The 25128-nt window shown below is 71.7% G+C and carries 23 protein-coding genes; 12 read left to right on the forward strand and 11 right to left on the reverse strand.

Features of this window, described 5'->3' with window-relative positions:
* Nucleotides 1-201: 201 nt before the first annotated feature.
* The 3 genes from ABZS40_RS33945 to ABZS40_RS33955 all read right to left on the reverse strand — a co-directional run bounded on the left by ABZS40_RS33945 (nt 202) and on the right by ABZS40_RS33955 (nt 1372).
* Entirely contained in the window at nt 202-588 is a 387-nt protein-coding gene (locus tag ABZS40_RS33945; RefSeq protein ID WP_354948439.1) for a hypothetical protein, read from the reverse strand.
* A 114-nt stretch (nt 589-702) separates the two neighbouring features.
* Nucleotides 703-1011, reverse strand: coding sequence for a hypothetical protein (locus ABZS40_RS33950; protein WP_354948441.1), 309 nt, complete (start codon nt 1009-1011; stop codon nt 703-705).
* 16 nt (nt 1012-1027) lie between these two features.
* Nucleotides 1028-1372: a hypothetical protein gene (locus tag ABZS40_RS33955; protein WP_354948443.1), complete on the reverse strand. Its 345-nt coding sequence runs from the start codon at nt 1370-1372 to the stop codon at nt 1028-1030.
* A gap of 146 nt (nt 1373-1518) precedes the next feature.
* On the opposite strand from ABZS40_RS33955, the gene ABZS40_RS33960 reads away from it, so the two are divergent.
* Entirely contained in the window at nt 1519-1641 is a 123-nt protein-coding gene (locus ABZS40_RS33960; protein WP_354948445.1) for a hypothetical protein, read from the forward strand.
* Nucleotides 1642-1979: 338 nt separating this feature from the next.
* On the opposite strand, the gene ABZS40_RS33965 is transcribed toward ABZS40_RS33960, so the two are convergent.
* Both ABZS40_RS33965 and ABZS40_RS33970 read right to left on the reverse strand, forming a co-directional pair.
* Nucleotides 1980-3005 carry a hypothetical protein gene (locus tag ABZS40_RS33965; protein ID WP_354948447.1) on the reverse strand — a complete coding sequence of 342 codons (1026 nt, stop codon included), beginning with the start codon at nt 3003-3005 and terminating at the stop codon, nt 1980-1982.
* A gap of 11 nt (nt 3006-3016) precedes the next feature.
* Nucleotides 3017-3610, reverse strand: a complete 594-nt coding sequence (locus tag ABZS40_RS33970; RefSeq protein ID WP_354948449.1) for a hypothetical protein — start codon at nt 3608-3610, stop codon at nt 3017-3019.
* A gap of 288 nt (nt 3611-3898) precedes the next feature.
* On the opposite strand from ABZS40_RS33970, the gene ABZS40_RS33975 reads away from it, so the two are divergent.
* The 7 genes from ABZS40_RS33975 (at nt 3899) to ABZS40_RS34005 (ending at nt 12380) form a co-directional block, all read left to right on the forward strand.
* On the forward strand, nt 3899-6259 hold the full coding sequence (locus ABZS40_RS33975) for a nitrate- and nitrite sensing domain-containing protein (RefSeq protein WP_354948451.1): 2361 nt from the start codon (nt 3899-3901) through the stop codon (nt 6257-6259).
* Nucleotides 6259-6681 (forward strand): roadblock/LC7 domain-containing protein, encoded by a 423-nt coding sequence (locus ABZS40_RS33980; protein ID WP_112584065.1) that lies wholly within the window; start codon nt 6259-6261, stop codon nt 6679-6681. The genes ABZS40_RS33975 and ABZS40_RS33980 overlap by 1 nt, the downstream gene beginning before the upstream one ends.
* Nucleotides 6671-7060: a DUF742 domain-containing protein gene (locus tag ABZS40_RS33985; protein WP_354948453.1), complete on the forward strand. Its 390-nt coding sequence runs from the start codon at nt 6671-6673 to the stop codon at nt 7058-7060. Before ABZS40_RS33980 ends, ABZS40_RS33985 begins: the two co-directional genes overlap by 11 nt.
* Nucleotides 7041-7643: an ATP/GTP-binding protein gene (locus ABZS40_RS33990; protein ID WP_091405745.1), complete on the forward strand. Its 603-nt coding sequence runs from the start codon at nt 7041-7043 to the stop codon at nt 7641-7643. Before ABZS40_RS33985 ends, ABZS40_RS33990 begins: the two co-directional genes overlap by 20 nt.
* Nucleotides 7644-7730: 87 nt before the next feature.
* Entirely contained in the window at nt 7731-8768 is a 1038-nt protein-coding gene (locus ABZS40_RS33995) for a lactonase family protein (RefSeq protein WP_354948456.1), read from the forward strand.
* A 157-nt stretch (nt 8769-8925) separates the two neighbouring features.
* Nucleotides 8926-10683: a substrate-binding domain-containing protein gene (locus ABZS40_RS34000; RefSeq protein ID WP_354948458.1), complete on the forward strand. Its 1758-nt coding sequence runs from the start codon at nt 8926-8928 to the stop codon at nt 10681-10683.
* Nucleotides 10684-10964: 281 nt separating this feature from the next.
* On the forward strand, nt 10965-12380 hold the full coding sequence (locus ABZS40_RS34005) for a sugar transferase (RefSeq protein ID WP_354948477.1): 1416 nt from the start codon (nt 10965-10967) through the stop codon (nt 12378-12380).
* Nucleotides 12381-12387: 7 nt separating this feature from the next.
* Here the strand turns inward: ABZS40_RS34005 and ABZS40_RS34010 are convergent, their stop codons facing one another.
* Nucleotides 12388-13518 (reverse strand): PP2C family protein-serine/threonine phosphatase, encoded by a 1131-nt coding sequence (locus tag ABZS40_RS34010; protein WP_354948460.1) that lies wholly within the window; start codon nt 13516-13518, stop codon nt 12388-12390.
* A 97-nt stretch (nt 13519-13615) separates the two neighbouring features.
* Between ABZS40_RS34010 and ABZS40_RS34015 the strand changes: the two genes are divergently transcribed.
* The gene (locus tag ABZS40_RS34015) at nt 13616-14242 is read left to right on the forward strand and encodes a MarR family transcriptional regulator (protein WP_354948461.1); all 627 of its coding nucleotides are present in this window, start codon (nt 13616-13618) and stop codon (nt 14240-14242) included.
* Nucleotides 14243-14370: 128 nt separating this feature from the next.
* On the opposite strand, the gene ABZS40_RS34020 is transcribed toward ABZS40_RS34015, so the two are convergent.
* Nucleotides 14371-15609 carry an ROK family transcriptional regulator gene (locus ABZS40_RS34020; protein WP_354948463.1) on the reverse strand — a complete coding sequence of 413 codons (1239 nt, stop codon included), beginning with the start codon at nt 15607-15609 and terminating at the stop codon, nt 14371-14373.
* Between the two features lie 78 nt (nt 15610-15687).
* On the opposite strand from ABZS40_RS34020, the gene xylA reads away from it, so the two are divergent.
* The 3 genes from xylA (at nt 15688) to ABZS40_RS34035 (ending at nt 19839) form a co-directional block, all read left to right on the forward strand.
* The gene (gene xylA / locus ABZS40_RS34025; RefSeq protein WP_354948465.1) at nt 15688-16875 is read left to right on the forward strand and encodes a xylose isomerase; all 1188 of its coding nucleotides are present in this window, start codon (nt 15688-15690) and stop codon (nt 16873-16875) included.
* Between the two features lie 9 nt (nt 16876-16884).
* Nucleotides 16885-18312 (forward strand): xylulokinase, encoded by a 1428-nt coding sequence (gene xylB, locus ABZS40_RS34030; protein ID WP_354948467.1) that lies wholly within the window; start codon nt 16885-16887, stop codon nt 18310-18312.
* A 93-nt stretch (nt 18313-18405) separates the two neighbouring features.
* Nucleotides 18406-19839: an MFS transporter gene (locus ABZS40_RS34035; RefSeq protein WP_354948469.1), complete on the forward strand. Its 1434-nt coding sequence runs from the start codon at nt 18406-18408 to the stop codon at nt 19837-19839.
* A gap of 318 nt (nt 19840-20157) precedes the next feature.
* Here the strand turns inward: ABZS40_RS34035 and ABZS40_RS34040 are convergent, their stop codons facing one another.
* The 4 genes from ABZS40_RS34040 to ABZS40_RS34055 all read right to left on the reverse strand — a co-directional run bounded on the left by ABZS40_RS34040 (nt 20158) and on the right by ABZS40_RS34055 (nt 24994).
* Complete coding sequence (locus ABZS40_RS34040) at nt 20158-21831, reverse strand: glycoside hydrolase family 13 protein (protein ID WP_354948479.1); 1674 nt, start codon at nt 21829-21831, stop codon at nt 20158-20160.
* Between the two features lie 30 nt (nt 21832-21861).
* On the reverse strand, nt 21862-22908 hold the full coding sequence (locus ABZS40_RS34045) for a LacI family DNA-binding transcriptional regulator (protein WP_354948471.1): 1047 nt from the start codon (nt 22906-22908) through the stop codon (nt 21862-21864).
* Nucleotides 22909-22977: 69 nt separating this feature from the next.
* Nucleotides 22978-23946, reverse strand: a complete 969-nt coding sequence (locus ABZS40_RS34050; RefSeq protein WP_354948473.1) for a carbohydrate ABC transporter permease — start codon at nt 23944-23946, stop codon at nt 22978-22980.
* A gap of 1 nt (nt 23947) precedes the next feature.
* A complete protein-coding gene (locus ABZS40_RS34055) occupies nt 23948-24994 on the reverse strand; it encodes a sugar ABC transporter permease (RefSeq protein WP_354948475.1) in 1047 nt (348 codons plus the stop codon).
* Nucleotides 24995-25128: the final 134 nt, after the last annotated feature.

Here is a 25128-nt window from a genome sequence, read left to right on the forward strand (position 1 = left end):
TGCCAACGCACCGATCTCCGGTGCCTGGTTCTCCGCCCAGTTCCAGGAGCTCATGCGCAACGCCTACCCGGCGCTCTGATCGGGTAGCTCACGCACCAACCCGCTGCCAGTGGTTGGTGAGGCACTGTTGGCAGCAGGTTCCCCCGGGTCCCCGGCTCGACCGTCACAGGTCGGGCCGGGGACCCTCCTTGTGGGTCCCGATCAGGGCACTGTGCGTTCGATCGCCGCCCGGCCCTGCTCGGCCAGGTCACGGCGGGCCTTCTCCAGGTTCTCCGGGGTCAGGTCCTGCCCGCGGGCCATCACCAGGTCCTCCGGCTCCCACTGCTGTTCGCTCCCGGTGCGGATGTTGTCCCCGCCAGCGCCGGTGCCCGTCCCGGTCGCACCGGTGCCGGCAGCGTACGGGTCGCCGATCAGTTCGTCGGTGTCCGGCGCCAGGTCGTCCGGGCGGCTGCGGGGCTCGGCGAAGCCCGGTGTGTCCCGGTCCGGGCCACCTCCGGTGCGCAGTTGCGGCACGGTGGCGTCATCGTCCACCGCCGAGGCCACCTCGGGGCTGTCCTCCAGCGGCGGTTGGCGATCGCGATCGGTCATGGTGCTGCCTCCTGTGTCCGACACGGTGCCTGATTTCCCCCACGTACCCCTTCGTGCCGCGCTCATGCCGCACGGCCAAGCGGTCGGGCCGGGCCGTGCTTCATGCCCGGCGGGTCAGGCGTCGGGCTGCTGCTCGTTCGGGGCCGGGGCTTCCGCTGGGCGCAGCCACTGCCAGAGCAGCATGAGCAGACCGAACACGAGCATCGCCAGCCCGGCCCACAGGTTGATCCGTACACCCTCGGCCTTGTCGATCTCCGCCCGGCTGTCGAAGATGCCGATCAGCGTCACGATGACCCCGTACGCGACGAAGAGGCCACCGATCACCCGGCGGATGTCGAACAGCCGGGCCGCGGCGGAACGCCGCTGCTCTGCCTGCGCCTCGTCGATCAGCGGGTCCTGTGCCGGCTGGCCGTCGTTGCTCATCTGCCGACCCCTTTCCTCAGAAGACCGGGATGTAGAAGAGGGCGGCCAGCGCGACCGCGATCAGACCGAGCAGCACCGGGGAGCGGTACCAGGCGGCGTCCCCGGCGAGCACGTCGCCCTTCAGGTCGACGCCGCCCATGCCGTACACCAACCCGCGCAGCTCCTCGTCGCGCTTGGGCGCGGTGAGCGGCGTGACGATCGCGGCGACCACCACCGCCGCGACGAACGCCAGACCGGCACCCCAGAAGCTCTCCTCCAGGTCCGAGTTGAAATCGACCACACCGCCCTTGTAGAGCAGGTAGAGGCTCAGCGACACCAGGGTGCCCAGCAGCAGCGACCAGAAGCCGGCCAGGGCGCTCATCCGAGGCGAGCAGGCCGGTGACCGCCACCCCGAGCACGCCGTTGGGGAGCAGGTCGCGCATCAGCAGCGGGATGGCGTTGTTGTACTGGAGGTCGCCGATCTCCGCTCCGAGGCCCTTCACGGTGACCAGGGCCACCAGGCCGGGGATGACAGTGACCAGGGGGATGAACAGCTTCGGGTACGCGGCGATGATCGGCGTACGCCGGGCGGCGCTCATGTTCTTCGCCGAGAGGGCCCGCTGCACCTCGGCGAAGTTCGTCGTCCAGTAGCCGAACGACAGCACGAAACCGAGGCCGAAGACGATGCCGATCCAGTGCGCACCCAGCGGGTTGGCGGTGCTGCCGCTGTCCTGCCAGGCGTGCAGGCCGGCCTCGCCGAGCTTGGTGTCGCCGACCGCGTCCATCAGGCCGTTCCACCCGCCGACCTTGACCAGGCCGATCACCAGGATCAGATAGTCCAGGCCGTTCCGTGCGCGCGGTTTCACTCCTGAAGGTCGAGACCGCCGTGTTCGCGCCCTGTCGGGCGCTCTGGTGGGCTTGGCGACGGTCGGCAGACAAGAGGGCGCCCCGGCCGTCGCGGCCGGGGCGCCAGGTGGTTTTCGGGTGACTCAGCGACCGAGTACGCGGTCCAGGAAGTCCCGGTAGTTGCGGACCGCCATCCGCAGTTGCTCGGTGTCGGCCGAGCCGGCGTCCTGCCACCCGCCCAGCGTGCTCTTCTGAGCGGCCAGCGCCGAGGAGAGGGCCTGGATGGCCTCCTCCACCAGTGACTGCGCCTCACCGGCAGCCGCCTGCGGGTCGTCGACGAAACGCAGCTGCACGTCCCGCCAGCGGTCCCGGAAGCCTTGCGCGGTGTCCGTGTCGAGGAGCGTGGCCGGCTCGGCCGCGACTGTCGACCCGGTGGATCGGGACGTTCCGGCGGACTCCAGCGTGGCGCTGGAGTCGTCGCCGGGTACCGGTTCGCCGTCCGCGTCCGGGTCGACCATCTCCGGTGTCGCGCTGCCGTAGCCGGCCGCACCCGCCGCGGCGGCATCCCGGTCGCCGGTCAGATCGCCGCGCCGCTCGGGGTCGCCGTCCGTACTCCCCGGCGAAACGACGGTCCGCGCGGACGTGTCAGCGTCCGTGCGGTCGTCGAAGTCCGCGCCGTCGTCGACGTCCGTGTCGCGGCGGTGCAGCTCGGCGGTGGGGTCGGCGCGCAGACCTTCCCGCTCGCCGTCCTCGGCGCCGTCGCCCGGCTGGGCGGTCCGCTCGGCCCGGGGGTCCGGCTGGTCCTGCGGGTGCGGGCTGGCCAGCGCGGAGGCGGCCACCGCGTCGGCCACTGTGGTGGCGCCGAACGTCGTCGGCAGCGGCCCCGGCTCGTGGAAACCGCCCTCGTCGGTGGACCGGTCGTCGCGCCGGTGGTGAGGGTCGGAGTCGTCGGTCAGGTCGTCATCGGCCGGGTCGTACGCGGCGTCCCGGTCGGTGTCGTCGGTCCGCTCGTGGGCGGCGGTCTGGTCGTCGAAGGTGCCCCGGTCGTCGAGGGCGTCCTCGGGGACGTCGGAACGGCCGGCCCGGTCGCCGGCCGGGGGTACCGGCACGGGCGCGGACCGGACGGCCTCCGGGTGGTCGTTGCTCACCTGCTGCTCTTCCTGGCGCATCGGTGGCCTCCTCAGCGGCTCGTGGCGTCGTGGTCCGGGTGGTGGCGCTGTTCGGGCGTGTGGTGGCCGACCGGCTCCTCGCCCAACAGGTCGGCGAAGAGTGCGCGGTAGTGCACGACCGCCTGCCGCAGCTCCTCGGTGTTGGCCTCGCCCCGGGAGTTGCGCAGGTGGATCTCGTGCGCGTCCCGGTAGTTGGTCAGCGTGCGGGCGTGCTCGACGGAGAGGTGGGCGATCTGGTCGGAAAAGTCACCGGTCGGGTAGCCCTGCTCCTCGATGAGCCGGGTGACCAGTTCGTCTGCGTCGCCCACGGTCTCGCCGGGGGAGTCGATGAAGCGGACCTGGAGTTCCTCCCAGGCGGCGGCGTACCGGGCCCTGGACTCCGGGCTGAGTGGGGTGAGCGTGAGCTCGGCATGCCGGCGTTCCCGGTCGCGTAGTTCGCGCTCGGCGGCGGACCGGCTGTCCTGTTCCGCCACCACCCGGTCGTACTCCGGTCCGAACCGGTTGCGCAGGGCCCGGCGGTTGTTGAGCGAGCGGGCGGCCACGGCCAGCACCGCGACGATCACCAGCACGACGAGCACGATGACGACTATCTGCGTGGGCGACATGGGCTCCTCCTTCGTCATCTGCTATTCCCTCCGCGCAGTGATCGCCAATCCCGATCCGAGACACTTTCCTGACGAGGGCCGCAACTACTCACCGGCAACGACCTGATTCATCCCAGAAGAGGCGCTTGGGTGGATGGCGACACGGGCGGTAGTGAAACAGCCTCCGATTACGTATCCTGCCCAAGGCGCCCGCGCCGGTGCCCGGCGACGCGGCCGGGCGCGTAGCCGGCAGGCGCGGTGCCCGGCGGCGCCGGCACCCCTCCTGCCACCCTGTACGGGCGAGGTCTGATGAAAACCCGCGACTGGCCGATCCGCTCGAAGCTGACCGCGCTGGTCGTCGCGCCGGTGACCGCGCTCCTGGCGCTGTGGATCTTCGCGACCACGCTGACCTTCGGTCCCGCCCTGAACCTGCTCTCCGCCCGCACCCTGTTGTACGACCTGGGTCGCCCCGGCGAGACGGTGGTCACCGAGCTGCAACGGGAACGGCGACTCTCGGTGGTGCAGCTCGCCGGCAACACCGAGCTGCCCGCCCTCGCCGAGCAGCGCGGGCGCACCGACCGGGCGGTCGCCGAGCTGCGCCGCCGGGTCGACGGGGAGCCGCTGCGCGACGCCGCGGACGACCTGCTGGAAACCCGGGTCGACCAGCTGGTCAACGCCCTGGCGGCGCTACCCAGCGGGCGCAAGTTCATCGACGACCGCAAGGTGGACCGGGCCGGCGCGATCGGCCTGTACAGCGGCATGGTCGCCGCTGCCTTCCAGGCGTTCGCCGGCATGGCGACCCTGACCGATCCGGACATCAACCGGCAGGCACTGGCGCTCACCGCGCTGGGCCGCTCCCGGGAACTGCTCGGCCAGAGCGACGCGCTGCTGGCCGGCGCGCTGACCGCCGGACGGTTCGCCGACGGGGAGCACACCCAACTCGTACAGGCCATCGGCAACCAACGGTGGCTCACCGAGAGCGCCGTGGCCGACCTGCCCGAGAGCAGCAGGGTCGCGTACCAACGGTTGACCGAGGGCGAGGCGTTCACCCGGCTGCGCAGCATGCAGGACGCGCTGGTCGTTCCCAACCGGTCCGGCCGGCCGACTGTCGACGCGGCGGCCTGGCAGGCCAGCCAGGACGCGGTGCAGCAACAGTTGCGGGCATTCGAACTGTCCGAGGCCGACGCGCTCACCGACCGTTCGGTGCCGATGGCGGTCCGCATCCTGGTGCGGCTGGCCGCCGCCGGCGTGCTCGGGCTCGTCGCCGTGGTGGTCTCGGTGCTGGTGGCGCTGCGGGTCGGCCGGACCCTGGTCCGGCGGCTCAGCGGCGTCCGCACCGCCGCGCTGGAGCTGGCCGAGCACCGGCTGCCCGACGTGGTGGCCCGGCTGCGCCGTGGCGAGCAGGTCGACGTCGCCCGGGAGGCACCGCCGCTGGAGTACGGCCACGACGAGATCGGCGAGGTGGGACGCGCCTTCACCGAGGTGCAGCGCACCGCCGTCCAGGCCGCGGTGGACGAGGTCACCCTGCGTCGCGGGCTCAACGAGGTCTTCCTCAACATCGCCCGGCGGAGCCAGAGCCTGGTGCACCGTCAGCTGCACCTGCTGGACCGGATGGAGCGGCGTAGCGAGGACCCGGACGAGCTGGCCGAACTGTTCCAGGTCGACCACCTGGCCACCCGGCTGCGTCGGCACGCCGAGGATCTGGTCATCCTCGCCGGCTCCGCGCCCGGCCGGGGTTGGCGGAACCCGGTCGCGATGGTCGACCTCATCCGCGGCGCGATCTCCGAGGTCGAGGCGTACGAACGGGTGGACGTCAAGGCCATGCAGCCGGCCGGCGTGCTGGGGCGGGCGGTCGGCGACATCATCCACCTGCTCGCCGAGCTGGTCGAGAACGCCACCGCCTTCTCCCCGCCGGACACCCGGGTCACCGTCACCGGGGCGCAGGTGGCCAACGGGTACGCCCTGGAGATCACCGATCAGGGGCTGGGCATGTCCGACGCGGCGCTGGAGACCGCCAACACCCGGCTGGCCAGCTCGCCCGAGTTCGACCCGGCGCAGAGCGCCCGACTCGGCCTGTTCGTGGTGGCCCGGCTGGCGGCCCGGCACGGCGTACGGGTGCGGTTGCGGCCCTCCGGGGAGGGTGGCGTGACCGCCTTGGTGCTGGTCCCCGGCGACCTGGTCACCACCGAGCCGCCGGCCGGCCCCGACCCCGCCACGCTCGGTACCGCGTCGGCCGACCCGAGCCGGCGGCTGGCTCGGACGGCGCGCCGGGGCACAGTGACCCGCCCTCGTACCCGCCCGCCGACGGCGCCGTCCGCCAGCACAGCCCCACCCGCCCCACCCACCGGAGCGCCGACCTCGACCATCCCGCCCGCCAACGGGCGCGACGAGGGGGCGGCAACCCCCGACGAGCCAGACGATGGGCTGGATGGCCTGCCCCGCCGGGTGCGTCGTCGTACCCCCGCCGCCCAGCCCCGATCGACAGTCACCGACACGCCGTCGCCCCGCTCGCCGGAGGAGGTCCGCCAGGTGATGGCGGCGCTCCAGGCCGGCACGGCGCGCGGACGCGCCACCGCCATCACCCCGACGGCGGCGCCAGCCGGTCCGACGGCCCCCACCGACCCGTTGACGACCCCCGAACCCCCGACCGCAACTGAGAGGGACGCCTAGTGCGGCATTCGACGAAGCAGAGCGCCGGCCTCGACTGGTTGCTCGACGAACTGGTGCAACGGGTACCGGCCGCCCGCGAGGCGGTGGTGCTCTCCGCCGACGGCCTGCTGCTCGGCTGCTCGGCCGAGCTGGAGCGCTCCGACGCCGAGCACCTCTGTGCGCTCGCCGCCGGCTTCTCCAGCCTGGCCCGAGGCGCCAGCCGACACGTGGACGGCGGTCCGGTCCGACAGACAGTGGTGGAGATGGAGGCGGCGTACCTCTTCGTCACCGCCGCGGGGCAGGGTGCCTGCCTGGCCGTGGTGAGCGACGCCGACGCGGACATCGGGCTGGTCGCGTACGAGATGGCGATGCTGGTGATCCGGGTGGGGGAGAGCCTGGCCGCGCCGGCCCGATCGGCAGCGGGTGCCGGAGATGCGGACTGAGCCGCCCGGGCCGCAGCACGAGTGGCTGGATGGTGAAGCCGGCCCGGTGATGCGCCCTTACACGCTCACCGGAGGCCGGGTACGCTCCGCCGTCGACAATTTCAACCTGGTCGCGTTCGTGTTGGCCGGTTCGGATGTCGATGCGACAAGCCATTCGCATCTGCTGCCGGAGCATCGACGGCTGGTCGCGTTGGCCCACCGGCCGGTGTCGGTGGCCGAACTGGCAGCCGAGCTGGACCTCGCGGTCGGCGTGGTCCGGGTACTGCTCGGTGATCTCCTCGCCGAGGGCCTGGTAGCGGTGCACGAGCCGCCGGCCGCCGGCATCCTTCCCGACGACGACATCCTCAAGGCGGTGGTCAGTGGACTCCGTGCGCTATGACCAGGTGGGCACCAGCACCACCATCCCGCTGGCACTGAAGATCCTCATCGCGGGAGGCTTCGGGGCTGGCAAGACAACCTTGGTGAGCGCCCTGAGCGAGGTCCGTCCATTGCAGACCGAGGAGGTGCTCACCGGCGCCGGAATCGGCACCGACGACATCTCCGGCGTGGAGGGCAAGTCCACCACCACTGTGGCGATGGACTTCGGCCGGATCACCATCAACGACGACCTTCAGGTCTACCTGTTCGGCACGCCGGGCCAGGACCGGTTCTGGTTCCTCTGGGACGAGCTGGCCTTCGGCGCGCTCGGCGCGGTGGTGCTCGCCGACACCCGGCGGTTGGCCGACTGCTTCCCCTCGATCGACTACTTCGAGCAGCGCGGCATTCCGTTCGTGGTGGGCGTGAACTGTTTCGACGACTCCCGCCGGTTCAACCTGGAGACCGTACGCCGGGCCCTCGACCTGGACCCGGACGTGCCGATGGTGCTCTGCGACGCCCGGGACCGGCAGTCCGGGAAAATGGTGTTGATCTCTCTGGTGGAGCACGTCGCCCGACAGCGCGGCGAGCCGGTGCCGGCGGCCTGAGATCCCGGCCGGAAAGCGGGTTAACGGGCGGGCAACGCGGGCAGCCTCTGGTTGGATCAACAGAGGATGCCGGCGGAGGAGTTGGGCGTGAGCGGTCAGGGTGAGGTCGTCCACATCGGGGGTTACACCGCGCAGAGTGGCGGGCGGGGCAGCGGCATCGTCGCCGCGCGTCGAGACCCGACGACCGGGGCACTGAGCCCGCTCGGCACTGTGGCGGTCACCCCGTCCCCCTCCTTCCTGGCGCGGCACCCCACCCAGCCGGTGCTCTACGCGGTCAACGAGCTGACCGACGGCGAGATCAGCGCCTGGCAGGTCGGGGCGGACGGCGCGCTGGACCCGCTCGGCAGTCGGTCGACCGGCGGCGCCGAGCCCTGCCACCTGGCGGTGCTGCCCGGCGGCGAGCACCTGCTGGCGGCCAACTACGGCAGTGGCAGCATCGCGGTCTTTCCGCTCGACCCACAGGGCGTGCCCGGCGAGCGCACCGACCTGGTGGTGCACGAGGGGCGCGGCCCCGACCCGGAGCGCCAGGACCACGCCCACGCCCACATGGTCTCGCCGGGGGCGGGCCGGGGGCCGATCTTCGGCGTGGATCTCGGCACCGACTCGGTCTACCGGTACGACCTGGACGAGGCGACCGGACGACTGGTGCCGCGTGCGCCCCGGATGCGTACGAAGCCCGGCACCGGCCCCCGGCACCTGGCCCGGCACCCGGACGGGCGGCGCTGCTGGCTCGTCGGTGAGCTGGACGCCTCGGTCACCGCCTACGAGCTGACCGACGACGGCGCGTTGCACCAGCGCGGGCGGGTCGAGGCGAGCGAGCGGGCCGGTCACGTCCAGCCGTCGGAGGTCGCGGTCACCCCGGACGGCCGGTTCCTCTACGTCGCCAACCGTGGGGTGGGGACCGTGGCGGTCTTCACTGTGGCCGGGGAGTTGCCCGAGCTGGTGGCCGAAGTGGACACCGGCGGCGAGTGGCCTCGCCACTTCGCCCTCATCGGTGAGCACCTCTACGTCGCCGACGAGCGGGCGGACATGGTGCGGGTGTTCCGGCGCGACGCCGACACCGGCGTTCCGGAGGCGGTCGGCGAGCCGGTGCCGGTGCCGAGCCCGACGTGCGTGCTGGCCTGAACGATGATTTAGAGATGTGAGCGCTGCACTGATTCGGCAACGCCACGGGGCCGCTGAGTCACTCTGTGTTGCGAAAAGGTGGTCAACTGTTTCTCCTCCGTAACTTTAGTCCGAACGGATGTGGCAGAGACGGCACCTGGTACGCAAGATGGTCTCCGTGTCAGCAGGCCGCCATCGCATGCGTTCGAAACTCCACCTAGCCGCCGCCGCCGCAACGGCGGGGGTGCTCGTCGTGACGACGGGCGCGTGGTTCGGCTACCAGGAGTTGGTCCAGCCCAGCTGCTCGGGGGAGATCCGACTCGCCGTGGCGGTCGCTTCCGAACTCGCGCCGGCGGTGGACGCCGCCGCGTCCCAGTGGGTCAAGGATGGCGCTGCGGTAGGCCCGACCTGCATCCGTGTCGACGTGTCCGCGTCCGACCCGGTCGACGTGGCGGCCGTGGTGGCCGCCAAGCACGGCGCTGTGCTGGCCGGCGTGGGGCAGGCCAGTGGCACCGCCGTCAGCCCCGACGTCTGGGTGCCCGACTCCTCGACCTGGCTGCTGCGGCTGAAGAAGGACGCGACAGCGTTCGCGCCGACCAACGGCCAGTCCATCGCGCGCAGCCCGATCGTCGTCGCGATGCCCGAGCCGATCGCCACGCGGCTGGGCTGGCCGGACAAGAAGTTCAACTGGACCGACCTGCTCAAGCAGGTCAACAACACCAGCGCGCCGCTGCGAACCGGGATCGTCGAGCCGACCCGCGACGCGGCGGGCCTGTCCGGTCTGCTCTCGCTGACCGCGGCCGCCAACGGCGCCGGCGGCGACGCCCAGCGCAGCACCGTCGGCGCGCTCCGCGCACTGGCCACCGGGCGCTCCTCGCTCCGCAACGACCTGCTGGCCCGCTTCCCCACGGCCAACGACTCGACGTCCATCGCCAGTGGTCTCGGCGCGGCGGCCCTGTCCGAAGAAGACGTGATCGCGTACAACAGCAAGAAGCCGCCGGTGCCGCTCGCCGCGCTCTACATGGAGCCGGCGCCGATGCCGCTGGACTACCCGTACGCGGTGCTGCCCGGCATCGAGCCGAGCAAGGCGTCGGCCGCCAAGGTGCTGTTCGAACTGCTCACCAGCCCGACCTTCCGTAACCGGCTCGCCGCGCAGTCGCTGCGCGCGCCGGACGGCAACTGGGGCGACGGCTTCAAGGCGCCGCAGGGTGCTCCGAGCCCGTCCGGCGGCGCGCCCACCGCACCCGCGAACGGCGGCACCGCCGCGGGTGGTCTTGACCCGGCCGCCATCCAGCGGGTCGTCTCCAGCTGGTCGATCGCCACCCAGTCCGGTCGGATGCTGGCCGTCATCGACGTCTCCGGCTCGATGAAGGACCCGGTTCCCAGCGCCAACAACCGCAGCCGGGAGGAGGTCACCGTCGACGCCGCCCGCCGCGGCCTCGGTCTCTTCGACGACTCCTGGTCGATCGGTCTGTGGACCTTCTCCACCAGGCTCGTCGGCAACCGGGACTACCGGGAGCTGGTCCCGATCGGGCCGCTCTCCGGCCAGCGGGCCCAGTTGGAGGGCGCGCTCGCCACCGTCAAGCCTTCCAGCGGCGACACCGGCCTCTACGACACCATGCTGGCCGCCTACCAGGCCGTGCAGGAGAACTGGCAGCCCGGCCGGGTCAACTCGATCGTGCTGTTCACCGACGGCAAGAACGAGGACGACAACGGTCTCAACCAGCAGCAGCTGCTCGGCAAGCTCAAGCAGATCGCCGACCCGGAGCGGCCGGTCCAGGTCATCATGATCGGTATCGGCGAGGGCGTCAGCAAGGCAGAGCTGGAATCGATCACCAAGGTGACCGGTGGCGACGTCTTCGTCACCAAGGACCCGAGCGAGATCGGCAGCATCTTCCTCAGCGCCATCGCGCGGCGTCCGCCAGCACCACGCTGATCCGACGCTCAGACGTCCAGGGGCCTGCCGTACCGTCGATTCGGTGTGGCAGGCCCCTTTTCGGCCACCAGGTTGTTGAAAAAAGTGACGGCAATACGTCGGAAGCAATCGGCAGTCATAGTTGTCAAGGCAGGATGTCGACTGTTCCGGCATAGTCGGTCCGCCTCCGGTCCGACCCGTCGGCCGGGGCCATCCTGTACAGAGTGGGAGGGCCGGTGAGCGTGGCGACACTGTTGACCCCCGCCACGTCGGCGGCGCCGGACGGTCGACGCGCCGGGTTGGTGGCGCGCGCCGACGAACGGTCCTACGTCCGGGTCCTGGTGGTGCTGGACACCGCAATCCTCATCATCGCGCTGTTGATCGGGTACGTCGCCCGTTTCGGTGACGACGAGCCGACCGGCTCGGAGATCCCGTACGTGCTTGTCGCCCCCGGGTTGGTGCTGGCCTGGCTGATCTCGCTCAAGGCGCTCGGCTGCTACGACGACCGGGTGATCGGCTACGGGGCGGACGAGTACCGGCGGGTCAGCTCCGCCAGCCTGCGCCTGGCCGGTGCGATCGCGATCATCGGCTACATCGCCGACGTCGGCGTCTCCCGGGGCTTCCTGGGAATCTCCTTCGCGGTGGGCACCGTCGGGCTGGAGGTGGCGCGGTTCGCCGCCCGCAAGCGGCTGCACCGGGCCCGCTCGCTGGGCACCGGCTGGTCCCGCAAGGTGCTGGTGGTCGGCGACACCGCTCACGTGTTGGAGTTGGTCCACACGCTGCGCCGCGAGCCGTACGCCGGCTATCAGGTGGTGGGGGCCTGCATCCCGGACGCGCTGCTCGCGCCGGTGGCGCAGCGGCTGGGTGACGTGCCGGTGGTGGGGTCGTTCCGGGGCATCCCGGAGGCCGCCACCGCGATCGGCGCGGACACGGTCGCGGTGACCGCCTCCGGTGAGCTGACCGCGACCCGGCTGCGCCGCCTCGGCTGGCAGTTGGAGGGGACCGGCATCGACCTGGTCGTGGCACCCGCGCTGACCGACGTCGCCGGCCCGCGCATCCACACCCGCCCGGTCGCCGGCCTGCCGCTGATCCACGTCGAGGCGCCCGAGTTCCGCGGGGTCCGCAAGCTGGTGAAGGGTCTCGTCGACCGGTCCGTCTCGTCGCTGGCGCTGGCGGTGCTGCTGCCGCTGATCGCGTTCATCGCGCTGGCCATCAAACTGGACAGCCGGGGCCCGGTGCTGTTCCGACAGGTCCGGGTCGGCAGGGGCGGGCAGGAGTTCGGGGTGTTCAAGTTCCGCACCATGGTGGTGAACGCGGACGCGCTCCTCGCCGAGCTGACCGCCCGCAACGAGACCGACGGCCTCATGTTCAAGATGCGCCACGACCCCCGGGTGACCCGCGTCGGCCGGTTGCTGCGCAAATGGTCACTGGACGAGCTGCCGCAGCTGGTCAACGTGCTGCTGGGGCAGATGAGCCTGGTCGGGCCCCGCCCGCCGCTGCCCTCGGAGGTGGCCCGCTACGACGGCGACGTGGCCCGACGGCTGCTCGTCAAGCCCGGGATGACCGGCCTGTGGCAGGTCAGTGGCCGCTCCGACCTGAGCTGGGAGGACGGCATCCGGCTCGACCTCTACTACGTGGAGAACTGGTCCCTCGCCGCCGACCTCACCATTCTCTGGAAGACCTTCGGCGCGGTGCTCAACGGCCGCGGCGCGTACTGAGCACCGCTCACGCCTGCGGGCCGGTCCAGTCCAGGCAGACGACCACCGCGTCGTCGACCAGGTCACCGGCCACGAACGCGCGCAGGTCACCGATCAGCGACCGGACGGCGTCCAGGGGTGCCATCGGCCCGGTCCGCCGCAGGAACCGGTCCAGCGCCGTCTCGCCGTAGCGCACGTGCTGGCCGGTGGCCTCCACCACCCCGTCGCTGACCACGAAGACCCGGTCGCCGCGCTCCAGCGGGAACTTCTGCTCGTGGTAGTCGGTCGCCTCGAACATGCCCAGCGGGAACTGCGCCTCCAGCGGCTGCTCGGCGACGTCCCCGCCGCGGAGCAGGACCAGCCGGGGCGACCCGGCGTCCACCGCTGTCATCATTCCGGAGCGCAGGTCCAGCTCCATCAGCAACGCGGAGAGGTGCTGCTCGCCCCGGTACAGGTCGTAGATGGCCTGATCGGCGAGGGCGGCCTGGTCGGCCAGGCTCAGCCCGGCCCGCCGCGCGTTGCGCAGCGCGTGGGTGGCCAGCGAGGTGAGCAGGGAGGCGGCCACGCCCTCACCGGTGCCGTTGATGGTGGACAACCAGAGCCGTTCCCCGTCGTCGGACCAGTCGAAGCTGTCGCCGCGCACCGCGTACGCCGGCTCCAACTGCCCGGCCAGGCTGAACGAGGGACGGATCCGGCTGCGGCCGGGGAGCAGGTCCCACTGCATCTCGGCGGCCAGGGTGAGGCGTTGGGCGCGCCGGGCCGCCCGATAGACGTCGGTGCCGGCGGAGACCGCCGCCACCTCGTGGGCGAGCGCGGTGGCGATGTCGGCCAGATCGGCGAGGACCTCCCGGTCGTCCGGAACGGGCGACAGGCACAGCACCCCTCGGCGCTCGCCACGCATGGTGACCGGGAACCAGGCGGTGCCGTCGATCAGTATCGGCGACTGGTGGTCGAACGCGCGCCAGGCCGGGTGCCCGGGGCTCGTGATCGAGTCACCGTCGGTGAGTGGCAGAAGCTCCGCGAGTCGGTAGTCGACCTGGTATAGCTCGACGTCGGTGATCCCGTACGCCTGGTCGAGCACGTTCCCGACACCACCGACGAGCCGGTCAGCTGGTGTCTCGTTCAGGGCACGTCGTGCCCGACTGACCGGTTCGCTCATTGTCACTCCCTCGCTGAAAGCTCGACTACCAGTGGGTTCGGAGTACTCTCGGGCCACCATGGCCGAACTGAACCGTCCGACGGACCCTGAGACGAGTATGGCTGCCGCACTGGACACGGCGGCCGCTGCCCTGTTGGGCATCTGGGAGTCTGCCCGGGAGGGAACCGCCAGCCGCGTGTCTGGCGCCCAGTTACGGGCAGTCATGGTGGTGGAGCAGTCCGACGGGATCAACCTGCGTCGGCTCGCCACCCGACTCGACATGCTGCTCAGCTCCGCCAGCCGCCTCTGCGACCGGCTGGTCGCCGCCGGCATGCTGGAGCGCGAGCCGGGCCGCTTCGACCGGCGGGAGATCTCGCTCCACCTCACCCCGGAGGCTCGCCGGCTCGTCGCCGAGCTGCGGGCCGATCGCCAGGCCCAACTCGCCGCCGTGTTGGCCGGGATGAGCCGGGAGGGCCGCGACGCGTTGCTGCGCGGGATGCGGGAGTTCGACGAGACCGCCCGCAGCCAGCAGACACAGGACGCGTCGACATCGGGTGAGCCGACGGGCCGGGGGGACTGGCCGGACGGCCCGGACCGGCCCGGTGGGCGGTCGGGAGACTGGTCGGTCGATCCGGCTCGGCAGACCCGGACGGGGTGGACGGGTTCGTCGGGCGGCCCGGAACGATCGGTCGGCACGACCCGCGAGTGGCCGGCCGGCGACCCGCCGGTGGCGCGTACCGCCTGATCACCGCCGGACGCCGACGCGCGTCTGACGACGTGTGCGCATGCTGCTTCTCGACTCCTCACCGGGGATCGTTGCCTGGGAGCAAGGGTACCGATTCCCCCCGACAGCGGCGCACGGTGCGGGGGCGATCAGCCGGAGCGGGCCAGCCAGCCGGCGGGCTGAGCGACGATCCGACGGGCCACCGAGCCGGCGGCGCCTACAGCGGCGGCCTCCGCGCCGAGCGTCGACGGGCGGACCGTGACCGGCGACCAGGCAGCGGTGAGCACCCGGGCGCCGATCTCGGCGAGGACCGGGGGGCACAGCCAGGGCGCGAGCGCCGCGTACCCGCCACCGAGCACCACGGTGTCCAGGTCGAGCAGGTTGACGACGCTGGCCACCGCGACGCCGAGCGCCGTTCCGGCGTCGTGCAGCGCCCGCAGCGCGTCGGCGTCGCCGGCCTCGGCCAACTCGGCTAACCGGGCCGTCGCGGTGTCCGCGGGAAGCTCCGCCCGGGCCAGCCCGGCGGCTGCGACGATCGCCTCCTGGCCGGCGTACTGCTCCAGGCAGCCCTGCCCGCCGCAGCGGCACGGACGGCCCTCGGGGTGCACCGGAAGGTGCCCGATCTCGCCGCTCCACCCGCGTACGCCGCGAAACAGCGCGCCGTCCAGCACGATGCCGGCGCCGATGCCCACCTCTCCGGAGATGTGCAGGAAGCTGGACGGGCCGGGGGGCTGGGAGTGCAGTTCGCCGAGCGCGGCGAGGTTGGCCTCGTTGTCCACCACCAGCGCGGGGACGCCGGGCACCCGCTCGATCAGCGGAGGGTGCTCGGCGAGCAGCGCGGGCACCGGCACGTCCCGCCAGCCGAGGTTCGGCGCGAGCCGGACCAGCCCGGCGTCGTCCACCAGGCCGGGCACCGCGAGCGCGGCCCCGACCAGGGTGAGGCCGTGCCGGGCAGCGTCCTCGCGGGCTGCTCCGGCCATCTCGACCAGGAGGGCCAGGGCGTCGGCGGGGGCCACCGGGCGCAGGTCGGCCCGGTGCACGGTGCGGTGCCGGACCTGGCCGGCGAGGTCCACCACGCAGACCGCCAGGTAGTCCACGTTGACCTCCAGGCCGAGCCCGGCCGGCCCCTGATCGGCCAGGACCAGTCCGCGTGCCGGGCGGCCGGCGCCCGAGCGGGGCGCGGGGTCGGACTCACTGACCAGCCGGCCGGCGAGCAGGTCCTCGACCACCGCTGACACTGTGGCTCTGGTCAGGCCGGTAGCGGTCGCCAGGTCGGCCCGGGAGGGAGGTCGGTCGGCAGTGGCGATCCGGCCGAGGACCAGGGCGAGGTTCAGCTCGCGCAGGCTGCCCTGACGGACTGCGCCGGCCGGGGCGTGGGTGAGGCTCACCCCTTGACAGTGCCATAGGGTGGGCAAATAATTCAATCGCTGAACAAATAGCGGACAACACCACCCCGGAGGTCGCTCATGGCACCCCGTCCCACCCCCGCCGACAAGTTCTCCTTCGGGCTCTGGACCGTGGGCTGGCAGGCCCGCGACCCGTTCGGTGACGCCACCCGTCCCGAGCTCGACGCGGTCGAGGCGGTGCACCGGCTCGCCGAGCTGGGCGCGTACGGCATCACCTTCCACGACGACGACCTGATCCCGTTCGGCGTCGACGCGGCCACCCGTGACCAGCACATCGCCCGGTTCCGCAAGGCCCTCGACGAGACCGGCCTCGTGGTGCCCATGGTCACCACCAACCTCTTCACCCACCCCATCTTCAAGGACGGCGGCTTCACCAGCAACGACCGCGACGTCCGTCGCTACGCGCTGCGCAAGGTGCTGCGCCAGGTCGACCTGGCCGCCGAGCTGGGCGCCAGCACCTTCGTCATGTGGGGTGGCCGCGAGGGCTCCGAGTACGACCTCGCCAAGGACGTCCGCGCCGCCCTGGACCGCTACCGCGAGGCGGTGGACCTGCTCACCCAGTACTCCATCGACAAGGGCTACAACCTGCGGTTCGCCCTGGAGCCCAAGCCCAACGAGCCGCGCGGCGACATCCTGCTGCCCACCATCGGGCACGCGCTCGGCTTCATCTCCCAGCTGGCCCACCCGGAGCTGGTCGGCCTCAACCCGGAGGTCGGCCACGAGCAGATGGCCGGGCTCAACTACGCCCACGGCATCGCCCAGGCGCTCTGGCAGGGCAAGCTGTTCCACCTGGACCTCAACGGCCAGCGCGGCATCAAGTACGACCAGGACCTGGTCTTTGGCCACGGTGACCTGATGAACGCGTTCGCCCTGGTGGACCTCCTCGAGAACGGCGGCCCCAACGGCGGGCCGGCCTACGACGGGCCGCGGCACTTCGACTACAAGCCCTCCCGCACCGAGGACATGGACGGGGTGTGGGCCTCCGCGGCAGCCAACATGAGCACGTACCTGCTGCTCAAGGAGCGCGCTGCCGCTTTCCGCGCCGACCCCGAGGTGATCGAGGCGCTCGCCACCAGCAAGGTGGGCGAGCTGAACACGCCGACGCTCGGCGACGGCGAGGGCTACGAGGAGTTCCTGGCCGACCGGTCCGCGTTCGAGGACGTCGACGTCGACGCGGTGGCCGCCCGGGGCTTCGCCTTCGTCCGGCTCAACCAGCTCGCCGTCGAGCACCTGCTCGGCGCCCGCTGAGGCCCCGCCATGCCGTTGGTCGCAGGCGTTGACTCGTCCACCCAGTCCTGCAAGTTGGTGATCCGGGACGCGGAGACCGGCGCCCTGCTCCGGCAGGGCCGGGCACCGCACCCGGACGGCACGGAGGTCGACCCGGAAGCCTGGTGGCAGGCGCTACGTAGCGCCGCCGACCAGGCCGGCGGGTTGGCCGACGTGGCGGCGATCTCCGTCGCAGGCCAGCAGCACGGCATGGTGTGTCTCGACGAGGACGGCCGGGTGGTCCGCCCAGCGCTGCTGTGGAACGACACCCGATCCGCCGACGCCGCCGCCGACCTCATCGAGGAGGCCGGCGGCGGCTCGGCCGGGAGCCGGTTCTGGGCGGAGGCCACCGGCAGCGTTCCGGTGGCCAGCTTCACCATCACGAAGCTGCGGTGGCTGGCCCGGCACGAACCGGAGCTGGCCGCCCGGGTGGCCGCCGTCTGCCTGCCCCACGATTGGCTGACCTGGCGGTTGGCCGGCGCCCCGGGGCTGGGCGCGCTGCGCACCGACCGGGGTGACGCCAGCGGCACCGGTTACTGGTCGCCGGCGACCGGTGACTACCGACTGGACCTGCTGGAAGGGGGCTTCGGTCGGCGGTTGGTGGTGCCCGAGGTGCTCGGCCCGGCCGAGTCGGCGGGGAAGCTCGCCGACGGGCTGGGCGGGCCGGGCGGTGCGCTGCTCGGCGCGGGCACCGGGGACAACGCCGCCGCCGCGCTGGGTGTCGGCGCCGGCCCGGGTGACGTGGTCGTTTCGATCGGCACCTCCGGCACCGTGTTCAGCGTCGCCGACGTGCCAGCCGCCGACGAGAGCGGCGCCGTCGCGGGCTTCGCCGACGCGTCCGGCCGTTTCCTGCCCCTGGTCTGCACGCTCAACGCGGCCCGGGTGCTGGACGCCGCCGCCGCGATGCTCGGCGTCAACCTGGACCAGCTGGCCGAGCTGGCGCTCTCCGCGCCAGCCGGGGCGGACGGGCTGGTCATGGTGCCCTACCTGGAGGGTGAGCGGACGCCGAACCGGCCGCTCGCCACCGGCGCGGTGCACGGCCTGACCCTGCGCACGTCGACCCCCGCGCACCTGGCGCGGGCCGCCGTGGAGGGCATGCTCTGCGCGCTCGCCGACGGGCTGGACGCGTTGACCGCGCACGGTGCCACCGCCCGCCGGGTCATCCTGGTCGGCGGCGGGGCCCGGTCGGCGGCGGTGCGTCAGATCGCCCCGCAGGTCTTCGGCTGCCCGGTCGTCGTCCCGCCGGCCGGGGAGTACGTCGCCGACGGCGCCGCCCGGCAGGCCGCCTGGGTCGCCCTGGGTGGTGCCGCGCCGCCGGTCTGGACTGTCGAGGGCACCGAGGAGTACGCGGCGGCGGCCGTCCCCGCCGTCCGCAACCAGTACGCCGCGGCTCGCGGGTTGGTGCTCGACCGGCGCTGAACGTCGGGATCGACGCGGGTGGGTGCCGGTCGACGGTGACCGGCACCCACCCGCGTGACGACCGCCTCCACGCAGTCTGGTTGGCTGCCGGTCATGACGGTGACCAGTGGCGGGCCCGGCCTACGCCCGCACGGTCGGGGCGGTGGGCCGGCGCACCGGTTGTACAGCGTCGTGGTGTTCGTGCTGCTCGCCTCCCTGGACAACGTGGCGATCGGGCTGGTACCCCCGCTGTACGGCCCGATCTCCGACGCGTTCGACGTGTCCGGGCGGCTGCTCGGCGTGGTCACCGCGGTCAGCTTCCTGGTCAGCGCGGTCGCGGCGGTCGGCTGGGCGTACGTCGGGGACCGCACCAACCGCAAACCGCTGCTCATGGTGGGCACACTGCTCTGGGCGGCCGGCACCGGCGGTAGCGCGCTCGCCGGCGGCTACCTGACGTTCCTGGCCGCGCAGCTGGTCGCTGCGGTCGGCCTCGGCGCGGTCGGCTCGGTGGGCTTCTCCGTGGTCACCGACCTGATCTCGCCGACCCGGCGCGGGCTGGTGATGAGCTTCTGGGGGCTCTCCCAGGGGGTCGGCACCCTCGCGGGCACGCTCCTCGGCGGGCTGCTCGGTGCGGCCGACTGGCGGCGGCCGTTCCTGCTGTTGACCGGCGTCGGCCTTGTCGCCACAGTGGCCTACCTGTTCACGTACGACGTCCGGCGTGGCCAGAGCGAGCCGGAACTGGCCGGCAGGTTGGACGCCGGCGCCGAGTACGACTACCGGATCAGCCGCGCCGACCTGCCGCGCATCCTGGCCCGGCGGACCAACCGGTGGCTGATCCTGCAGGGTCTGACCGCGCAGGCCGCGTTCGGTTCGCTGGTGTGGCTGCCGGTGCTGTTCGCCGAACGGGCCGAGGCCCAGGGTTACTCCACGTCGACAGCCGTGGTGGTGGGCAGCGTCTTCGCCACCCTGTTCCAGCTCGGTGGGGTGCTGTCCATCGTGGGCGGGCTGATCGGTGACGCCGTGCAACGGCGTACCCCGCGAGGGCGGGCACTCGTCGCCTCGATCGGCATCCTCGCCGCGCTGCCGTTCTACCTGGTGTTGTTCTTCGTTCCGGTGACCATCGACGTGCCGGACGGCGCGGGTGGCGGCGCGGTGGTCGGTGCGGTACTGGCCAGTGTGTTCACCGAGCCGTCGGTCGGGCTGAGCCTGCTCACCGCCATCGTTGCGCTCGCGTTGACCTCGGCCAACTCGCCGAACTGGTTCGCGTTGATCGCCGACGTCAACCCGCCGGAGCACCGGGGCACTGTCTACAGCCTGGGCAACCTGGTCAACGGGGTCGGTCGCGCGGCCGGAAACGGGCTGGTCGGGGTGGCCTTCCAGGCACTGCGAGCGGCATTCCCGCCACCGCTGAACTTCGCCGTCGGGCTGGCCGCGTTCCAGCTCTTCTTCATCCCGACCGGTGTCATGTACTGGCTCGCCTCGCGAACCTCACCGGCGGACATCGACAACGTCCACGACCTGCTACACACCCGAGCCGACCACCTCTGACCCCGCCCCCCGCCCCGCCCGCCCCCGCCCCGCCCGCCCCCCGCCCCGGCGATCATGGAGTTGTGGTGGGTGACAAAAAACCCCCGAGGGGCCAAACCCGGCACCACAACTCCATGATCGACGAACCCGACCACTCCCGCCCCGCGATCTTGCGCTTACTGTCGCGGCATAAGCGGTATTCCACCCATACCGACTGCCGAAACTGCAAGATCGACGCGGCGGGGACGCGGCGGCGACGTGTGGGCGGCGCGTTCGGTCGGTCCGCGCCGACCGGCCCGCCCGCGAGTACCGCGGCGGGACGGGCCGGTCGGGGCGAGATCAGCCTCGCAGCCAGACGGTGACGTCGGCCGGGACCGCGCCGTCGTCGTTCAGGGGCGCGCTGGAGGCGAGCACCTCGGCGCCGGCCGGCACCGGCACCGGGGCGACACCGAAGTTGGTCAACACTGTCAGCTCACCGTTGCGGAAGCTCAGCACCTCGTCGCCGGAGGACAACCACTCCAGGGTGCCGCGACCCAGCCCATGGGCACGGCGCAACCGCAGTGCCGTGCGGTACAGCTCGTACGTCGAACCGGGCACGTCGCGCTGGCGGTCCAGCGCGTACTCCGCCCAGAGCGCGGGCTGCGGCAGCCAGCTCGCGTCGGTCGGCCCGAAGCCGTACGACGGGGCGTCGGCCTCCCACGGGATCGGCACCCGGCAGCCGTCCCGACCGCGCTGGGTGTGCCCGCTACGCGCCCAGGTCGGGTCCTGCCGGGCCTCGTCGGGCAGGGTGGTGTGCTCGGGCAGGCCCAGCTCCTCGCCCTGGTAGAGGTACGCCGAGCCGGGTAGGGCCAGCATCAGCAGTGTGGCCGCCCGGGCCCGGCGCAGACCGAGTGCGGCGTCCGGCTGCGGGTCGCCGATGCCGATGCCGTTGGGGCGTACGGTGCCGACCGGCAGGCCGAGCCGGGAGGCGTGCCGCACCACGTCGTGGTTGGACAGCACCCAGGTGGTCGGCGCGCCGACCGAGTCGGTCGCCTCCAACGAGCGGGTGATCACCGCGTACTGGGCCGGTGCGGTCCAGGCGGCGAGCAGGTACTCGAAGTTGAACGCCTGGTGCATCTCGTCCGGGCGGACGTAGCGGGCCAGCCGCTCGGCCGGCTCCACCCATGCCTCGGCGACCAGCACCCGCTCACCGGGGTAGCTGTCCAGGACCTGCCGCCACTGCCGGTAGATCTCGTGTACGCCGTCCTGGTCCCACATCGGCGGGCGGGGCTTGTCGATCTCGTTTCCGGAGAGGATCTCCTGCGGCTCCTGCCAGTCGGCCAGGTCGGCCTGCTTGATGAGGCCGTGCGCCACGTCGACCCGGAAGCCGTCCACGCCGCGGTCCAACCAGAAGCGCAGCACGTCAAGGAACTCCGCGTGCACCTCCGGGTTGTCCCAGTTGAGGTCGGGCTGCCCGGTGTCGAACAGGTGCAGGTACCACTGGCCGGGCTGCCCGTCGGCGTCGATCGTCCGGGTCCAGGCCGGGCCACCGAAGACGCTCTGCCAGTCGTTCGGCGGCTGGTCGCCGGCCGGACCGCGGCCGTCGCGGAAGATGTACCGCGACCGTTCCGGGCTGCTGGGCGCGGCCGGCAGGGCGGCCTGGAACCAGCGATGTGCCGAGGAGGTGTGGTTCGGGACCAGGTCGACGATCACCCGCAGGTTGCGGGACCGGGCCTCGGCGATCAGCTTGTCCGCGTCGGCGAGGGTGCCGAACAGCGGGTCGATGTCGCGGTAGTCGGCCACGTCGTAGCCGGCGTCGGCCTGCGGCGAGGGGTAGAAGGGGGAGAGCCACACCGCGTCCACGCCCAGCTCGACCAGGTGGTCGAGGCGTGCGGTGATGCCGGGCAGGTCACCGATTCCGTCCCCGTCCGAGTCGGCGAACGAGCGGGGGTAGATCTGGTAGATGGAGGCCTCGGTCCACCAGCCGGTGGCCGGGTGACCGGAGGGGGTCTGCTGCGTCGGGTCGGTGTTCAGGGTCGTCTCCCGTGTTGCGGTGTGTGGATTTCAGTGTGCCCGGGGCGGTGCGGTCGAATCCCTGACCACCAAGCGAGTGGGCAGGACCACCGGAGTGTCGCAACCGGCGCCCCGTTGACTGACGATGGGGCCCGGCGGTCGGGCACCGAGCGGATCGAGCAGCATCTGGGCGGCCAGCCGGCCCTGCTCGGCTGCGGGCTGGGCGACGGTGCTGAGCCCGAGCACACCGGCCAGGTCGTGGTCGTCGATGCCGACCACGCTGACGTCCTGCGGCACCCGCAGTCCGACGTCGCGCACTGCGGTCATCGCGCCCATCGCCATCTCGTCGCAGGCGGCGACGATCGCGGTCGGCGGCTCGCCGCGGGCCAGCAGCTCGGCGGTGGCCCGGTTGCCGCCGTCGATGGTGAACGTGGACTCGATGTCCAGGGTGGGGTCGGGTCGCAGGCCGGCGGAGCGCAGCGCCGCCTGGTAACCCCGGCGCCGGTCGAGGTGGGTGGTGAAGGCCAACTCGTCGTCCGGGTCGCCGGAGATGTGGGCGATCCGGTGATGGCCGAGGTCGATCAGATGCTTGGTCGCGACCCGCGCGGCCGCCACGTCGTCGATGCGGACGCACGGCCAGTTGGGCACCCTGGTGCCCGAGCTGATGGTAACTCCGGGCAGCTCCAGCGCGGCGAGCGCGGTCAGGTCGGCCGGCCGCAGGGGCGTGGCCACCAGCATGATGGCGTCCACCCGCTTGTGCAGGTTGGCCGTACGCAGGACCCGCTGGCGGACCTGCTCCCGGCCGCCCAGGTTGTAGAGCAGCAGGTCGTAGCCGGACTGGTGGAGGTACTCCTCGACCGCCTCGACGACGGTGCTGAAGAACCAGCGGGTGATCCGGGGGACCACCACCGCTACCGTGCCGGTTCGGCCGCCGGCGAGCCGGGACGCGCTCGGTGAGACTTCGTAGTCGAGTTGCTCGGCGGCGGCGAGAACCCGGCGTCGGGTGGCGGCCGAGACCGTCGGTAGTCCGCGTAGCGCCCGCGAGACGGTGGCCGTGGACACTCCGGCCAGCCGGGCCACATCATCGATCCTCGTCACGGTTTCTCCCGCTCGGTGCCCGGAGCGTCCGCCGCCGCCCGAGGGGCCAGGCGGCGGCGGACGCGCGGGTCAGCCCTTGACGCTGCCGGCGAGCAGACCTCGCACGAAGAAACGCTGCAGGGACAGGAACACGATGAGCGGTACGACGATGCTGACGAACGCGCCGGCAGTCAGGCGCTGCCACTCGTTGCCCCGGGTGCCGGCCATCTCGGCGAGCCGGACGGTGAGCGGAGCGGTCTCGTCGCCGCCGCCCGCGAAGATCAGCGCCACCAGCAGGTCGTTCCAGACCCAGAGGAACTGGAAGATGCCGAACGCCGCCAGCGCCGGGGTGATCAGCGGCAGCACGATGGTGCGGAAGATCTTCGGGTGGGTTGCCCCGTCGACCCGGGCCGCCTCCATCAGGTCACCCGGCAGTTGCGAGATGAAGTTGTGCAGCAGGAAGACGGCGAACGGAAGCGCGAAGCAGGTGTGCGCAAACCACACCTGGGCGAACTTCTGCTCGTCGACCAGGTCCCAGGCCGGCATCAGTGTGACGCCGCCGAGGGTGACCCCGGTGGAGAAGAACCTCAGCAGCGGAACCAGGGCCATCTGCAGCGGCACGATCTGCAACGCGAAGATCGCGATGTAGAGCCAGTCCCGGCCACGGAACTTGATCCACGCGAGCGCGTACGCGGCGAGGGACGCGAAGGCGAGCGGGAAGAGCACCGACGGGATGGTGATCGCCAGCGAGTTGATGAAGGACCCGGCGAGCTGCCCGGAGGAAGCCGAACGTCCGAACAGGACCTGCTCGTAGTTCTCGAAGGTGAACTGCGGGTTGGTGAACGAGGTCCACCAGCCGGTGGTCTTGATCTCGTCCTCCGGGCGGAGGGAGGAGACGAGCAGGCCGAAGGTCGGGATGGTCCAGACCACCGCGATGACGATCGAGACGAGCGTCGCGGTGCGGCTGTTCAACCGCTTGCGGACCCGGCCGGCCGCGCTGGTCGGGGTGCCGTCGGTCTTCTGGGTGCCGGCGGCGACAGTGGGCGTTGCGGTGGTCATCTCAGCCCTCCCGCTGTTGACGGAGGTTACGGATCTGGTAGATCACGACCGGGATGACCAGGATGAAGAGGAAGACCGCGAGCGCGGAACCCCGCCCGTTCTCGCTGTACCGGAACGCCTGGTTGTACATCTCGTTGGCGATCACGCTGGTGTCGTAGTTGCCGTTCGTCGAGGTCCGGACGATGTCGAAGACCTTGAGCGTGGCGATGGTGAGGGTCACCATCACGACGATCAGCGCCGGTCGGATGCTCGGCATGGTGATCTGCCAGAACATCTGCCAGGGGCTGACACCGTCGAGCCGGGCGGCTTCGACGATGTCGCCGGGGATCGCCTTGATCGCGGCGGAGAGCACCACCATGGCGAAACCGGCCTGGATCCAGACCATGATGACGATGAGCAGCAGCGTGTTCAGTGGCGATTCGAGCAGCCACTGCTTGGGCTCACCGCCCAGGCTGACCACGATCTGGTTGAGCAGACCGATCTGGTCGCCCTCACCCCGGTAGGCGTAGACGAACTTCCAGATGATGCTGGCGCCGACGAAGGAGATGGCCATCGGCAGGAAGATCAGTGACTTTGCCACCGCCTCCAACCGGGCCTTGTCCACCAGTACGGCGTAGATCAGGCCGAACCCGGTCGCCACCAGCGGGACCAGGAGCACCCAGATCAGGGTGTTGATCAGGACCCGGACGATCGCGTCGTCGGAGAACATCCAGACGAAGTTGTCCAACCCCACCCACTCCGTGCTGGTCCTGTTCATCAGGGAGAGCAGCACGGTGCGGATGGCCGGCACGACCAGACCGATGGTGAGTAGCAGCAGCGTCGGCAGCAGGAAGAAGATCGCGAAGATTCCCTCCCGCTGCTTGGGTCGGCGGGGCAGTGGCGCCCCGCTCACCGAGGCGGCGACGAGCTGCGCCTCCCGCCGACGGGCGAACCAGGCCGGCACCACGTCGAGCAGCAGCAGCAGACCGCCCACCACCAACACGAAGGCGACCAGCCCGTACATCAGCATGAGGAACTTCGGCTGCTGATCGGCGAAGTCGAACGTCATCAACCCTCCCTTCCGGGTCCACCTCGGCCGGTGGCCCGGCCCGCGAACGCGGACCGGCGGTGACCCGCAGCTCCTGTCGGACGGTGTCGGCCAGCCCGCGGATGCCGTGCTTGGAGGCGTTGTACGCCGACTGG

It is taken from the genome of Micromonospora sp. NPDC005324 (assembly GCF_040607155.1).
Lineage (GTDB): Bacteria > Actinomycetota > Actinomycetes > Mycobacteriales > Micromonosporaceae > Micromonospora > Micromonospora trifolii.